This window comes from Rhodopirellula bahusiensis (assembly GCF_002727185.1).
Classification (GTDB): domain Bacteria; phylum Planctomycetota; class Planctomycetia; order Pirellulales; family Pirellulaceae; genus Rhodopirellula; species Rhodopirellula bahusiensis.
On record NZ_NIZW01000004.1, the window covers coordinates 147,066 to 161,500 of the forward strand.

General features: G+C 55.5%; 13 protein-coding genes. 6 read left to right on the forward strand and 7 right to left on the reverse strand.

Annotated elements, in window-relative coordinates; genetic code table 11:
* Nucleotides 1–33: 33 nt before the first annotated feature.
* Nucleotides 34–1,365 (reverse strand): UvrB/UvrC motif-containing protein, encoded by a 1,332-nt coding sequence (locus CEE69_RS07270; RefSeq protein ID WP_233214936.1) that lies wholly within the window; start codon nucleotides 1,363–1,365, stop codon nucleotides 34–36.
* A 197-nt stretch (nucleotides 1,366–1,562) separates the two neighbouring features.
* Here CEE69_RS07270 and CEE69_RS07280 point away from each other — a divergent pair, with 197 nt between their 5' ends.
* The 5 genes from CEE69_RS07280 to CEE69_RS07300 all read left to right on the forward strand — a co-directional run bounded on the left by CEE69_RS07280 (nucleotide 1,563) and on the right by CEE69_RS07300 (nucleotide 5,560).
* A complete protein-coding gene (locus CEE69_RS07280) occupies nucleotides 1,563–2,006 on the forward strand; it encodes a hypothetical protein (protein WP_099260055.1) in 444 nt (147 codons plus the stop codon).
* Between the two features lie 5 nt (nucleotides 2,007–2,011).
* Nucleotides 2,012–3,118 (forward strand): DUF4272 domain-containing protein, encoded by a 1,107-nt coding sequence (locus CEE69_RS07285; protein ID WP_099260056.1) that lies wholly within the window; start codon nucleotides 2,012–2,014, stop codon nucleotides 3,116–3,118.
* A 124-nt stretch (nucleotides 3,119–3,242) separates the two neighbouring features.
* The gene (gene thiC, locus CEE69_RS07290; protein ID WP_099260057.1) at nucleotides 3,243–4,568 is read left to right on the forward strand and encodes a phosphomethylpyrimidine synthase ThiC; all 1,326 of its coding nucleotides are present in this window, start codon (nucleotides 3,243–3,245) and stop codon (nucleotides 4,566–4,568) included.
* 174 nt (nucleotides 4,569–4,742) lie between these two features.
* Entirely contained in the window at nucleotides 4,743–5,321 is a 579-nt protein-coding gene (locus tag CEE69_RS07295; protein WP_233214937.1) for a UvrB/UvrC motif-containing protein, read from the forward strand.
* Entirely contained in the window at nucleotides 5,318–5,560 is a 243-nt protein-coding gene (locus CEE69_RS07300) for a hypothetical protein (RefSeq protein ID WP_099260058.1), read from the forward strand. Before CEE69_RS07295 ends, CEE69_RS07300 begins: the two co-directional genes overlap by 4 nt.
* On the opposite strand, the gene phoU is transcribed toward CEE69_RS07300, so the two are convergent.
* The 6 genes from phoU to CEE69_RS07330 all read right to left on the reverse strand — a co-directional run bounded on the left by phoU (nucleotide 5,554) and on the right by CEE69_RS07330 (nucleotide 12,944).
* Complete coding sequence (gene phoU, locus CEE69_RS07305; RefSeq protein WP_099260059.1) at nucleotides 5,554–6,243, reverse strand: phosphate signaling complex protein PhoU; 690 nt, start codon at nucleotides 6,241–6,243, stop codon at nucleotides 5,554–5,556. The genes CEE69_RS07300 and phoU overlap by 7 nt on opposite strands.
* 76 nt (nucleotides 6,244–6,319) lie before the next feature.
* Nucleotides 6,320–7,138 carry a phosphate ABC transporter ATP-binding protein PstB gene (gene pstB, locus CEE69_RS07310; RefSeq protein ID WP_233214939.1) on the reverse strand — a complete coding sequence of 273 codons (819 nt, stop codon included), beginning with the start codon at nucleotides 7,136–7,138 and terminating at the stop codon, nucleotides 6,320–6,322.
* A 39-nt stretch (nucleotides 7,139–7,177) separates the two neighbouring features.
* Nucleotides 7,178–8,446: a PstA family ABC transporter permease gene (locus CEE69_RS07315; protein ID WP_099260061.1), complete on the reverse strand. Its 1,269-nt coding sequence runs from the start codon at nucleotides 8,444–8,446 to the stop codon at nucleotides 7,178–7,180.
* A gap of 35 nt (nucleotides 8,447–8,481) precedes the next feature.
* Nucleotides 8,482–9,429 (reverse strand): phosphate ABC transporter permease subunit PstC, encoded by a 948-nt coding sequence (gene pstC / locus CEE69_RS07320; RefSeq protein WP_099260168.1) that lies wholly within the window; start codon nucleotides 9,427–9,429, stop codon nucleotides 8,482–8,484.
* A gap of 113 nt (nucleotides 9,430–9,542) precedes the next feature.
* Nucleotides 9,543–10,601, reverse strand: a complete 1,059-nt coding sequence (locus tag CEE69_RS07325; protein WP_099260169.1) for a PstS family phosphate ABC transporter substrate-binding protein — start codon at nucleotides 10,599–10,601, stop codon at nucleotides 9,543–9,545.
* A 429-nt stretch (nucleotides 10,602–11,030) separates the two neighbouring features.
* Nucleotides 11,031–12,944 (reverse strand): carbon starvation CstA family protein, encoded by a 1,914-nt coding sequence (locus tag CEE69_RS07330; RefSeq protein WP_099260062.1) that lies wholly within the window; start codon nucleotides 12,942–12,944, stop codon nucleotides 11,031–11,033.
* A 322-nt stretch (nucleotides 12,945–13,266) separates the two neighbouring features.
* Between CEE69_RS07330 and CEE69_RS07335 the strand changes: the two genes are divergently transcribed.
* Entirely contained in the window at nucleotides 13,267–14,400 is a 1,134-nt protein-coding gene (locus tag CEE69_RS07335) for an NAD(P)/FAD-dependent oxidoreductase (RefSeq protein WP_099260063.1), read from the forward strand.
* Nucleotides 14,401–14,435 lie beyond the last annotated feature (35 nt).

The window sequence follows — 14,435 nt, forward strand, 5'->3', positions numbered from 1 at the left end:
TTCTCAGGGATTCAGCTTCTCAGGGACTCGGCTTCACAGGGACTCAGCGCGATGGTGGGCGAGGCGGTGGTAGCGTCTTCCGGCTGCTTCCGGCTGGAAGGTTTGCTTGAGTTCGCCGCGGTGCTTGCGGAACCACTTGGCAACGACCGAGACGCTGTGTGGATGATCGGCACGGATTCGTTCATGACGGCGTTTCAACAAAGACGCCCACTTCTGCATCGTCGGACGCAACTGCTGATACTGGTCACGGTCCTTGGGCGCAGCAACGACATCGATGATTTCACCCGATCGAATCAAATACCAAATCGAACAGGCGTCGTATCCCGTGGCAGCGTATACGAACGAATAATCACGCCGTGCATGCGACAAGTAAGACAGCTTGCGAGTTGCGTAGGCCAGCGACTTCATCGTGTCACGTGCTCGCGAGGCCAATTCGTACTGCTGGTTGGCCGACGCCGATTCCATCAACTCTTGAACGGCAGTCAACGGCTCGTCGTTGAACCCATCAAGAAAACTCTCGGCTGCGTTGACACGTTGCAAGTACTCTTCACGCGAACACGCCGCCGCGCACGGCCCCAAGCACGTGCCGATTTCAAGACGCAAGCAACCAGGTCGTGGCTGCAGGTCGAACAAAGAAAGCTGGTCGCGAAATTGAAAGACCGTTTTCTGACTGCAATCGCGAAGCTGGAATGTCTTGTTGAGCGCGTCAATGACATTCCGCATGCGAGCCAGCCCAAAGAATGGACCTTCGACCGCAACGCAATCAGAGGTCGGCGGGGTGCTAGCGAGGAAAAATGTTTCGGCTGGTTTCCGACCGAGGCACAAATAAACCGGGCGCTGCCTCTGAGGAACCCCTTGAACGTTGAATCGAGGTGCCCAGCGACGAATCAAATCAAGCTCTCTCAACTGGGCTGCGAAATCACTGGGCTGGGTCTCCCACTGAATCGCTCTTGAATTTTCAATGATTCGGCCAGCTTTTTCCTTGGACGCCGCTTCGCCAAAATAGCTCATCAGTCGATGCCGCAGCGATCGACTCTTGCCGACGTAGATCAATTCTCCGTGCCGGTCGAACATACCGTAGACACCGGGCACCGGCGGGCACTGGGTTTTGATTTTGGCCTGAAGACCAGCCGAGTCCTCAGCACCGACCATGTCACACGGTCGCTCGCAGTAAGGATCTAGAGGATCATGGCCGAAACCCTCGACCAACCGGCTGGACAAAGTTGGTGGCGACGTGGCATCGGCCGGACTTTGCGAAGAACGATTGCCGGAGTCTTTTGCAACGGGAACATCAGCCACCGAAACCCCGGTGAGCAAGTCTCTACCGCCAGCCGCTCGTTTTCTTCGTCCTTGACGCTTTGCCACCGTATCGCTTTCGTCACCATCCGTGGGATTTCGCTCGCAGCCGAATCACTGCAGCGCCCGAAGATTATTCCATCTTTGCGGCCGATCACCAAGCGGAATTTCACGCAGCACCACGGCGGGGACTTCTCTTTCTAGGCGTTTTCGTGTTCAATAACGGACTTCCCTTTCACCCCTCACAAGCTGCGCCCTGACGCTTTATGGCTACCGAGCAAACCGAAGATACGCCCCAAGAAGAAACCCCCGTCGAAATCGTCCTGCGTTACAACAAAGACGACACCGACGAGCATGGCTTTGCATCGGTCTGGAACGTTGCCTCGGCCACTTGTGATGGCGACACCGCGCGGACCCGCGACATGGCGGGACGAATGCTCGGTTTCTTGTGTAAAAAAGACTACGAACACGTTGTCTGCAGCTCGACCGACGCGGCCTACCTTGACGAATGGTTCGAACGCGACAAAGCGATCCTTTACAACTGGAAAGCTGACAGCGAAACCACCGACGCGATCACTCAGCACGCTTACGTGCCTGCAGCCGCGATGGTCAGTTTCCTGAAACGCGAAAAGTTTAAACCAACCGCGAATTACAGCCCTCGTCGTGCTGACCGAGTGGCTTGGTTCCAAGAAAAATGGGGTCTCGGCTGAGCCCGATGGGCAGTCCGTCCGAGCCAAAAAACTCTCCCATTCGATTCGCCATTTCAACCGTTCGCGTCCCCGCGAATCCTGCGGAAATCGAATCGAATTGCGGTGCAACTGAACTTGCCCCCGAGGCAGCCGAAGACCTGTTGGAAGAATGCTGGGAGCAGATTGATTCTTCGAATCAGTCCCCCAACCCGCTGGCTGCGCCTCTGCAGCGACATCTCCAACGCGCCAGGCACGTCTACCGATTGGAATCAAACGCCACTCCATTCCCTTCGACGGAATGGGCCGATTGGGCATGGAGCGTCAACGCACTTTGGTGGATTCCCGAGTCAGACGGCGAACCAGCCTTGCTCAGGGATCCTGCTGGTCGACAGCTGCACGGACCGGGGTCCTTTGATGCGGAAGCACAAATTCCGTTTCTTCCTGAATCGCGGCAACGACGCCTCGACTCAGAAACAGCCATTCGCAATCGCAATCTCGACCCAGTCGACGGCACCGCTCCTCTGCCCAGCAGCAGCGAAACCGAGACATTTGCACCAGCCATCGCCGCAAAACGAATGCTTGGCCTCTTCGCCGTCGCCGCTCGCGCCGAAGCGATGGCCAACGGGCAGACCCTGGACCTGGACCGAGTCCGCGAGCGATCACCCTTGGCGGCGGATGCGTTGACTCCGGCCGAGAAAGATTTCTTCGACTTTGTTTCGCCTCCCGCAGAAATGGTCGACACCGCCGCATGGCGATACGAATCGCTGCACACATTGCAGTGGGCTCTACAGATGCAGCCTGAACTGGATTGGCCGGACGAACGCTGCGACCTCGCCAGTGTGCTTCGACTGATCCTGTCGCTTCCCCACGAAGACCTGATCGGGCATGCCATTTTGCGGCCTGTGGAAGAGCTTCTCCGAGCCGCCGATTTGCATGTTTGCTTGTGGTGGAAATTGGCGGTTGAAGGAGCGGCGGGACGAGACATTCCCGGCGAACTTGATCCGGGTGTCGTCGCTGAACGCGTGCACGCCCTCTCGTGGCTGCTGCAACTTTCGGGTGGCGTTCCCGAGGAAGCCGCTGACATGTCCTGGGATCAAATCGGCCGTGAAATCGAGCGCGGCATCGTCGGTTGATCCGGCACCCAAAATCGTTGGGCAACCTGTCGAAGTCGCCTTTTTGCGGCCTACTCGATGCACCGGTGCTGACGTATAACTTTTAACAAACCATTCGCACTCCGAATTCCTGAGTTCTAATCGCATGACCCAGTTGCTGTCTGCCCGCGCGGGCGAAATCACTTCCGAAATGGAATCCGTCGCCAAACGCGAAGACTTGCCGGTCGAGCTGATTCGCGACGAAGTCGCCGCGGGACGCATGGTGATCCCAGCCAACAAGGTCCATGCGGCTGGCGTCTTGGAACCAATGGCGATCGGCATCGCTGCCAAGTGCAAAATCAACGCGAACATCGGCAACAGCGCCGTCACCAGCAACGTCGGTGAGGAACTGGAAAAGCTTCACACCGCTGTTCACTTCGGTGCCGACACGGTCATGGATTTGTCGACCGGCAAAGACATCGACAACATCCGTCGTCAAATCATTGAAAAGAGCCCCGTTCCAATCGGAACCGTGCCGATCTACCAAATGCTGGAAGAGCTTGGCGGCAACATCGAAGACATGAACGCCCAGCACTTTTTGGACATGGTCGAGCACCAAGCCAAGCAGGGCGTCGACTACATGACGATTCACTGCGGCGTCAAACTGGAACACCTGCACCTGACCGTCAATCGCGTGACCGGTATCGTCAGCCGCGGTGGATCGCTGATCGCCAAATGGATGATGGCTCACAACAAGCAAAACCCATTGCTGGAAGCCTTCGACGATCTTTGCGACATCATGCGTGAGTACGACGTGACTTGGTCGCTGGGCGATGGACTGCGTCCTGGTTCGATCGCAGACGCTTCCGACGACGCTCAGTTCGCTGAACTGGACGTTCTTGGTGAATGCACCAAACGCGGCTGGGAAAAAGGCACGCAGGTCATGGTTGAAGGACCAGGACACATTCCTTTGGACCAAATCCAAATGAACATCGAGCGGCAAATCGAAGTCTGCCACGGTGCTCCGTTCTATGTCTTGGGCCCATTGGTCACCGACATCGCTCCTGGCTACGACCATATCACCAGCTGCATCGGTGCGGCCAATGCCGGCATGCACGGCGCCGCCATGCTTTGCTATGTGACGCCCAAAGAGCACTTGGGTCTGCCAAACGAAGAAGACGTCAAGCAAGGCGTGATTGCATACAAGATTGCCGCCCACACCGCTGACGTCGCACGCAAACGCAAAGGCGCCCAAGATCGTGATGACGCCCTTTCGAAAGCTCGATTTGCATTCGACTGGAAAGAGCAATTCCGTTTGTCACTCGACCCGGAAACAGCTCAGCGATACCACGACGAAACACTTCCTCAAGACACCTTCAAGAGCGCCCACTTCTGCAGCATGTGCGGACCAAAGTATTGCTCGATGAAGATCACCGAGGACATCCGTCAAATGGCCAAGGAAAAGAAGCTGGTCGAACTCCCAACGACCTGATTGGCTCTGCGAGTCATTGGCAACGCCAAGCAACGATCCAAAGCCTCGGAACTGCACTTCAGTTTCGAGGCTTTTTTTAGGCAAACCGCAACTCCACGCCAACCGATGCCCTCATACTGAGCTCTCTTGACGCGACCACTCGGACTATCAAATCGATTGTTCCGATGGCTCGACTTGAAAAACTTGGCTTTCGGAATTGCTGACATGTACCACGTGCCATCAAACAAGACCTGGGACCCGACAGCGATTGCGGAACGATTGCGAGAACGAAACCTGGACGCAACCGTGATAGCTGACTCGGTGCGGATCACGCTTCCATCCGCTCCGCCACACAATTTCTTCGAACGGTTGGGAAATCTCATCTTGAGGACTGGTCCACAACACCTGGTACTTTCTTTCGACTCCCAAAAGTTCATTCGCAACATCACCCTCGAATATGATCCGTTGAAAATATCAACAGAAATGGCAGTGTTCACTCAGATCGGAAAAGCATGCAAAGAGATCGGATATTGGTCCGCTCCCGATCGAGAAATCGCATTGAGATATTGCCCTGATTCAGCAGAGCTCCGCGACCTGCTCGACAAAGTGGAGCAAATGCAGATCGAGAAAGAGAACCTCGTCGCCAAACAAGATTTTGAACAGGCCGCTCAAATTCGAGATGCACAAACTCCCTTGGAGCAACGAATCGATGCAATTCTGTTCGAGGCGACAAACGAGCCAGATAATTCCGCTGACAATCCTGCGGAATCATGACCCTGATCGCCATTCTGCTGGCCGTTGTCTTGCCCGCATTGACCCTTCTCATCGACAAGAAGCTCAAGCAGCAACGAGAACGCTGGGAAGAGAACCGGAAACGCCTGCTGGCGATCGGCGAAGACGACGATGAACCGTCGCCCTTGCAGTCACCCCTGGGTGACGAACTTCCGCCGACAAAAAACGGAGACCTGCGGAAACCTTACGAATCCGGCAATCCGTACCAACCGCCTCAGTGAGCCTTGCCTTCTTCCAGGTGGTGTTTGTGCCGGACGATGTCGCCGCTGACCATGTAAATGGTTTCTTCCGCAACGTTGGTGGCCATGTCCGCGATTCGTTCCAGATGACGCGTGGCACTGAAGCAATGAACAGCGGGCTCGACCCAGTCCGTGTCGGTCTTCATCATCGATTGCAACTCTTCGATCAATTCGACGTTCAGACGATCCACCTCATCATCCCGAGCGATCACGTCACGCGCGAGACTAGCGTCTTGCTCAATGAACGAGTCCAAAGCTTCCCGGACCATTTCCAACGTGATGGTCACCATTTTGTTGATATCATCTGGCACAGCGAACAACGGAAACAAATCCAAAGACTTGCTTCTCTCGGCGATATTGCAGGCCAAATCAGCCATCCGTTCCAACTCACCATTGAGCTTGATCGCCGAAACCATCCAACGCAAATCAATTGCGACCGGCTGATAAAGCGCCAACAACTTCAAACACTCTTCCTCGATTCGTATGTCTTTCGCATCAACCTTGTCGTCGGTTTCGATCACCTGAACCGCCATGTCGGGACGGCGTTCGACGAGTGCCCGCACGGACATATTGATCATCTGCTCGACAACGCCAAATTGCTCCACCAAATCGGTGCGGAGATCCATGACGGCTCGATGGAGATGCTTGCTCATACGTGTTTCCAAAGCGATCCTCGAGCGAACATCGTTCGCCGAAGGATGAGAATAAATAGATATTGCCTGCCAACGCAACGAGATCGGATCAACCGAAACGCCCGCGAACGTAATCGTCGGTTCGCTTCTCTTGAGGCTTGGTGAAGACATCCTGCGTGGGCCCTGATTCGACCAACTTTCCTTCAAAGAAGAAAGCCGTCCGATCGCTACAGCGACTGGCTTGCTGCATGTTGTGCGTCACCATGACGATCGTGTATTGCTCACGCAACTCATAGATCAAATCCTCGATCGCCAAAGTGCTGGCAGGATCCAGCGCGCTACATGGCTCATCCATCAACAACACCTCGGGCCCCACTGCAATCGCGCGAGCAATGCACAATCGCTGCTGCTGACCACCCGACAACCCCAATGCTGGGGCGTGAAGTCGATCCTTCACTTCATCCCAAACTGCCGCTTTGCGAAGCGACCATTCGACCAACTCGTCCAATTCTGCGCGACTCAGATAGAGGTGCAGCTTTGGACCGAAGGCAACGTTTTCGTAGATCGATTTTGGAAACGGGTTGGGTTTTTGGAACACCATCCCGACGCGACGACGAAGATTCACGACGTCGGTCGCTTGCGCCAGCACATCCAGTTCATCGATCATCAGTGTTCCGCGACTGTTCGCGGAAGGAACGATGTCGTTCATCCGGTTGATCCATCGCAACAACGTGCTCTTGCCACAACCGCTGGGGCCGATGAAGGCCGTCACTTGGTTGCGAGGCACATCGAGTGACAGATCGTGGATCGCCTGGAACGAACCGTACCAAGCGTTGAAATTCGCAATGCGAATGCAAATCTCCGGCGCCACCTCCGCTTTCGCGGGTGCATCCGATTGGGGAGTCGCCGATCGAGAGACTTCAGACATCGTGGAAGTATTCGCGTTTAGAGCTTTCATTGGACTGTTTTATCCCACCCGCATTTTTTGTCGAAGATAAATCGCCGCTGAATTCATCAGCAACAAGACTGCAAGCAGCACAATAATCGCCGCGGCGGCGAGTTCCTGATAAGCCGCTTGCTGTCGACCAGCCCAATTAAAAATCAGTACCGGCATCGTCACCACATTATCCATCAAATTCTGGGGTCCGGAATTCTTCGCCACCGCAGCACCCAGGACAACCAAGATCGGTGCAGCTTCACCAATCGCACGCCCCATCGCCAAAATGGCGCCCGTCATGATACCCGGCATCGCCGCGGGGAGCGAAACGTGCCGAACGGTTTGCCATTTCGTGGATCCCAAACCAAACGAAGCTTCCCGCAAACTAGGGGCCACTCCGCGAAGGGCTTCTTGAGACGCGATGATCACAATAGGCAAAATAACCAAGGAGAGCGTCAGCCCCGCCGCGAGGAAACTCTTGCCAAATGGAAGCCGCAGGTAATACCACTTCGTCTCGGAGTAAGAGCCACCACCTTGGCCTTTGCGAACGGTTCTTTCTCGAACCTTCGGATCGCTTGGTTTGGGTTCACCCGAGGCAGGATCCCAAATCGCCAATTCAAACTTCTGTCCGTCGCGATCGACCGCCTGCGTTGGAGCGTCAATCTTGATGGTCTTCTCGGCCTCCTCTTCCTGAGGGATCAGAACCGTGTGGCCGCCCCCCGCGAGCGAGAGAACTTGGTAGTAGTGGTTCACACCAAACAACTCGGTTCCGCTGGACTCGTTGACTTGAATCCGGCCAAAAACGTTGAACATGAAGACGAACAAACTCAACCCCAACAATCCGTAAACGATTGACGGAACGCCGGCGAGGTTAGAAATATTCAACTGGATGAAGCTGTGCAGCATCCGCAGTGGCTTGCTGTTCGGCTTGAACTCTTCCAAGAAGATCGCCGTGCCAATGCCCAGGGGCAAAGCCGACGCGGCGCAAATGCCACAGATGAAGATCGAACCAACAATCGACGGCCACATACCGGCCGAGTCAGGATTGAGTTCGCTATGTGAATTCTGCAGCAAGTCCCAGGTCAACCGTGAATGGCCTTGCCATCCAATGGAAACCAACAGAACCCCCAGAACCACAACGCTGAGGCCGGAGATCAAAACGCAGAGCAGATAAAACAAACGGCTGTAGAGTTTGCGTCGACTCGAGTTGTCAGTCGATACCGCAAAGCCGCCGCCCGGATACCCAGATTCCGGGGGTGGGCTGCCGTCGTCGACCGATGAGCTGGTAGCAGTCGCCATTAGATTTGCATGTGGGAGAAAAGACGCGGGATGAATCAGGAATAAACTTCTTGGTAACGACGGCGGATCAATTGGCCGACCAAGGTCATTCCAAATGTGATCACAAACAGCGTGAATGCGACCGCGTACAAACTGAAGTATTGAACGGTCCCGTACTCGTTCTCACTTTTGATCATTTCGACAATGAAGCCTGTCATCGTCTGAGATTGCTCACGCGGATCCGCTGTGAACGTGGCTCGCGTTCCCGCAGCCAAAGCCACCACCATCGTCTCGCCAATCGCACGGCTGAACGCCAGCAAGAAGGCGGAGATGATTCCTGAAAGAGCCGCGGGAACAACAACCTTGATGGATGTTTCAAATGGGGTGCACCCCAAACCATAGGCCCCTTCGCGAAGAGCTCTTGGAACGGCGTGCAGAGCGTCTTCGGACAAACTGCTTACCATCGGCAAACACAAGATACCAACCGCGATCCCGGCACTGGTTGCATTGAACGTGTCGAAACCGCCACCGGAAAAGAATTGCAACGATGGACTGACCACCAAGACCGCAAAGTAACCAAGAACCACCGTGGGTATCCCCGCGATGACTTCCAATGTTGGCTTCAAAATGGCTCGAACACGGCTCGAAGCAAACTCCGACAAATAGATCGCCGTGATCAAACCGCATGGCAATGCGATTAGCATCGCGATGACCGTGACTCGTAGAGTCCCGGACAACAGTGGCCAGATCCCAAACTGGGCCTTCTCGATGTCTTTGCTCTGAAGTGCAGTCCACTCGGTTCCGGTTAGGAAACCACTCAGAGAGACATACTTGCTCTGAATGAAATGCCAGCTCTCACCAATCAACATCACGATGATGCCCACGGTGATCCCGATGGTCAGCAGAGCACATAATGCGAGCAAAGCCACCATGGCTTTTTCTTGCACCACGCCGATTCCCGTCGACCGGAACTTCTTATTGACTAGTGCGGCTGGACGATTCAAGGCAGTCACCCCGATTGGCCACCCTGCTTGATCAGCAAGGCGACCTTAAGAAAAGCATTCGCCGCCGGAACGGCGACGAGTAGAACAGTTTGAAAGAAACCGGAACGGTCAACTTACTTGACGAGGTTTTCGTCAACGAACAAGTCAGTGAGTGCACCGCTGCGGCTTTCGCCAGATTCGTCAACGAAGTGGGTGCCGGTTTTGACGGCGTCCAAGTTGGTTTGAGCCTTGGCCATCACGGCCTCTGGCAAACGGACGTAGCCAACCTTTTCACTGACTTCTGGTGTGTTGACCAAGAAGTATTCAACGAAGGTTTGAACTTCCGCACGATTCAACGACTCAGTGTTGACATAGATGAACAACGGGCGGCTGAAAGGAGCGTACTTGTTCGAAGCAATGTTGTCGGTGGTTGGCTCGTAAGCGACTTCGTCCTTCGGGTTGACGATTGGAACCGCACGCAGCTTGTCTTTGTTTTCTTCGTAGTAAGCAACGCCAAAGAAACCGATCGCGAATTTGTTGTCCGAAACACCTTTGACCAGGATGTTGTCGTCTTCGTTCAAGTTCATGTCGCCACGAAGTTCTTTCTTCGACTTCTTTGCCAACACTTCGTGGAAGTAATCGTACGTGCCCGAACCGGTACCGGGGGAGTAAATTTGGATGGCTTCTTCTGGCCAGCTAGGATCCACGTCGCTCCAGTTCTTCACGGCTTCTTCGCCAACGAACATGGTTTTCAGTTGATCAACGGTCAGTTCTTTGACCCAATCGTTTTGCGGGTTCACAACGATGGTCAGACCATCGTAAGCAACAGGAAGTTCGACGAACTCAACGCCGCTTTCTTTGCACTCTTCAAATTCGCCGCCTTTGATCGGACGTGATGCGTCGGAGATGTCCGTGCCCTTGTCGTAGAAGCTCTTGAAACCGTTTCCGGTCCCGTTCCCGCTGACGATGATGTCAACTTCAGGGTGTTCTTTGATGAAGCCTTCCCGAATAGCGTTGCTGATTGGCTGAACGGTGCTGCTGCCATCAACCTTGATCGTGCCGACCAAGTTCGACTCGGTCACCGGGGCGGTGGAATCGCCTCCGGCGTCGGTGTTCGAAGAAGACTTGTCACAGCCCGTCGAAACGACCGCGAGAGCGATCAAGCACGAGGAAGCAAAAGAAGAAAATTTCATGTTCGGATCGCCAGAATACGGAGACAATGGGGGGTGGGGAGAACGTCTGATTCAATGAGGCACAAATCCGACAGATTCAGTTCTGCGATGCGGTTTGGTGCCCGCGCGGTGGGATTGTAGTCCTGATTCCTGGCTTGACAAACAGACGCGAAAGGGCAGTCGAGTAGCCTATTCATCCCCCTAAAACACTGGGTTTTGCGAGATTCCATCCCCCTTAACATTGCCAATGCCGCGATTCGCGCCGGCAAACCGTGTTGAAGATATTATGAAGAAATCCGCTGCCGAATCGCGCAAAGCTTCCTCAACCAGGATTTTCTACCTGGACGAGCCATCCAGAGAACGCAAATGCGCAGCGGCGATTCGCAATTGAGGCTGATTCTCGCGGTCGAATCACGATCTCGGAGCTCGAAATCAGACCCTCCTTGCTCGCTAGTGGGCCGCGAGAGGATCGCCGCTGACGGACTCTCCGTTGGCTTCCGCCTGCTCGATCACTTGCGGCAATCGCCGCCAAAGAGCGATCGCTTCGCCGACCATCCAGGCTTGCAGCACCAGCACCAACGCTCCAAATCCGATCAGCACGTAGTCCCGTTGGGGCCACCAGTTGTTCACCAAGTCAAACACCATCGCCCAGGCAGGCAACAACAACATCATTCCCATCGGGATCGCCAGAACGGCAACGGGCCGACTACGCCTGGCAAGATAGAACACTGCGACCATCAACGCCAAACCTGCCAGCAACTGATTCGTCGCACCGAACAGTGGCCACAACATCAAACCACCTTTGCCGGGACTGTCACCCGCAAAAACGGCGATGGCCATTCCGACCCCGACGGCAATCGTCGTCGCGACGTATTTGTTGGTGCCCGTTTGCCAGCCCGCCGAAGATGCGAGTTCACTGATCACGTAGCGTTGCAAACGAGTCGCGGTGTCCAATGTCGTTGCGGCGAAACAAGCCACCATCACTGCCATGATTGCGACGCCGTATTTCAACGGAACACCGATGGCTGAGACAAAATTGGCACCACCGTCGATGAACGCGGCCAGCTTTTTATCGAGCCCTTGCCCCTTCCATCCACCTCCCGCGGCAACCGTTCCCGCAGCCTCGTCAGCAGCGGTTGGCCCCGTCCGATAGTAGGAACGCCAGGCAGCTGAACCATCCAGCACCGCCTCGCCCGCGGCAGCTTCCGCCATCGCGACGGGTTCTTGCCGCGTGATTTCGATCGAACCCGACGATGTATCTCGAGTCAAACGCCCCATTCCAACGCCCGCACAACAGGCCAGGATCACCAACACAGCCAGCATGCCTTCGCCCAGCATCGAACCGTAACCAATCATCTGAGCATCGCGAGCGTTCTTCAATTGCTTGCTCGTCGTTCCGCTGCTGACCAAGCAATGAAACCCGCTGCACGCACCACACGCGATCGTGATGAAAAGGAACGGCAGCATCGGCGGCGCATCCGCAGGCACCTGCTTGGCGATTGCGGGTGCCGCCGTGGACAAGTTGGCTTGTCCGCTCAGCGAAGCAATAGCCAATCCGGCGACCAACAAAATCAAAGCCACGCCTAGTTGCAAACTGTTCAAGAAATCACGTGGCTGCAGCAACAACCAAACCGGCAACACCGACGCGAAAAACGCGTAGATCAGCAACAACAACGTCCAAACCACCACCGGAGTCATGTAAACCGAATCGGCGGGCAACACATCGGCCAAATCCAGCGGCAACACCGTCGTGCCCAGATAAACGGTCAGGTACAAGATTCCCAAACCGATCAAACAGGGCACCACCAAGTTGCCTCCGCGGCGGATCACGGCCCAACCGATGAACGCCGCCACCGGCATCGCGGTCCAAACTGACAGCACCGATTCGGGATACAGCTTGAAAATATTCGCGATCACCAACCCAAACACAGCCAGGACGATCGACAAGGCCATCGCCAAAACAATCAGGAACAACACCTTGGCACGAGGCGAGATCAAACGCCCCGCGGCTTGCCCGATTGATTCTCCGCGACTTCGGATTGAGATCACCAAAGCGGCGAGATCGTGCACGCCGCCAATCAAAATCGATCCAAACACAACCCACAACAATGCCGGCAACCACCCCCAAAAAACCGCGAGCGCCGGACCGACGATTGGGCCCGTTCCGGCGATGCTGGTGAAATGGTGGCCAAACACGATGGACCGGTCCGTCGGAACGAAATCGACGTCGTCCCGCTGTGCCACGCTGGGCATCGTTTCATCGGCGCTCAACCGAAACAACTTCGTCGCCAAATAGCGGCCATAAGTGTGGTAGGCGACAACAAACGCGATCATCGAAAGGATCGCAATGACAAGAGTGCTCATACGGAGTGATCAGCGGCGGGCGAAGGTGGGGATGAACGGTGGGATGAAGCGTGGCGGCGACTGAACGCCGGTTGACCAGCATCGGTTAACGGCCAAGTCAGGCGACCGGGCAGGGAGGTTGGAATGTGCGGCGGGACGCGAATCGCACTCACCATTCTATGGATGGTGCATGCGATCATTCCCGGCGGAATTCCTGCCTTTGGCCGGTCGTCGTTTCGAGTTTGCCCCCTATAATACGCGAAACGCGTGGGCTCCGAACGATGCCGCTGGCCCGATCGAGACCATTTCGCATTTGCGACCACTCACTCTTCAAGACTGAATCATGAGCTCTGCTCCAAGCAACGGAAACGCCCCATCCAAAATTGAAAAGACCATCATCATCGGCAGCGGGCCGGCGGGTTGGTCAGCGGCCATTTACGCGGCTCGAGCAAACCTGGATCCGATCCTTTTCGAAGGCACGGTCAAACCCGAAATGATTCCTTTGGGTCAGCTCGCTTACACCACTGAAATCGAAAACTTCGCGGGTTTCCCGGCCGGAAACGTCCGTGCGTTCGTGGAATCCGCCGTGGACAAAGATCGCCATTGGAACCTGCCGATGGCTCCGGAGGGACACGAAAAAGACGGCCAGCCTCACTACGCCGTGCAGGGCGTGGAGCTGATGGAACTGATGAAGCAGCAAGCCCTCAACTTTGGCACCCGAGTGATCGGCGACGACATCGAACGTGTCGATTTCTCCGGACCGCCACACACTTTGTATCCCGCCTCCGGCGATCCGATCCAGGCTCACACCGTGATAATCGCCACCGGCGCACGAGCCAATTACTTGGGTCTGCCCAGCGAAGAGCTTTACAAGAACAAGGGCGTCAGCGCTTGTGCCGTTTGCGATGGTGCATTGCCCGTTTACCGCAGCAAACCCTTGGCGGTTGTCGGCGGTGGTGACTCGGCCGTCGAAGAAGCCACTTACCTCGCCAATCTGAAAGGTGCCGACACGATCTACTTGCTCGTGCGTCGCGACCAAATGCGTGCCAGCAAAGTCATGCAAGATCGTGCGATCAATCATCCCAACATCGAGATCCTCTGGAACACCGTGGTGGAAGAAGTGCTCGGCGATGAAAAACTGGTCAACGGCCTGCGTCTCAAAGACACCGTGGATGGATCGACGCGGGAACTGAAGGTCGGCGGCATGTTTGTCGCCATCGGCCACACACCAAACACTTCGTTCTTGGACGGTGCCGTCGACATGAACAGCGAAGGCTACATCCAGTGGACCAAGTCGTTCCGCACGAACACATCGGCAAACGGCGTTTTCGCTGCCGGTGATGTTGCCGACGATTACTACCGTCAAGCAATCACGTCAGCCGGAACAGGCTGCATGGCAGCTCTCGACGCCGAACGTTTCTTGGTTGAGCACGAAGAAACAACCGGAACCAGCGAAGCTCGTCCGTCGCTGACGTAGGCAATGGAAGGCTGAACTTCGAACCAGAGAAGTTC

Excerpts from the sequence above, each read along its gene's own strand:
- CEE69_RS07280 (WP_099260055.1), top strand. The coding sequence starts at position 1,563 with ATGGCTACCGAGCAAACCGAAGATACGCCCCAAGAAGAAACCCCCGTC.
- CEE69_RS07285 (WP_099260056.1), top strand. The coding sequence starts at position 2,012 with ATGGGCAGTCCGTCCGAGCCAAAAAACTCTCCCATTCGATTCGCCATT.
- thiC (WP_099260057.1), top strand. The coding sequence starts at position 3,243 with ATGACCCAGTTGCTGTCTGCCCGCGCGGGCGAAATCACTTCCGAAATG.
- CEE69_RS07300 (WP_099260058.1), top strand. The coding sequence starts at position 5,318 with ATGACCCTGATCGCCATTCTGCTGGCCGTTGTCTTGCCCGCATTGACC.
- pstB (WP_233214939.1), bottom strand. The coding sequence starts at position 7,138 with ATGTCTGAAGTCTCTCGATCGGCGACTCCCCAATCGGATGCACCCGCG.
- CEE69_RS07315 (WP_099260061.1), bottom strand. The coding sequence starts at position 8,446 with ATGGCGACTGCTACCAGCTCATCGGTCGACGACGGCAGCCCACCCCCG.
- CEE69_RS07325 (WP_099260169.1), bottom strand. The coding sequence starts at position 10,601 with ATGAAATTTTCTTCTTTTGCTTCCTCGTGCTTGATCGCTCTCGCGGTC.
- CEE69_RS07330 (WP_099260062.1), bottom strand. The coding sequence starts at position 12,944 with ATGAGCACTCTTGTCATTGCGATCCTTTCGATGATCGCGTTTGTTGTC.
- CEE69_RS07335 (WP_099260063.1), top strand. The coding sequence starts at position 13,267 with ATGAGCTCTGCTCCAAGCAACGGAAACGCCCCATCCAAAATTGAAAAG.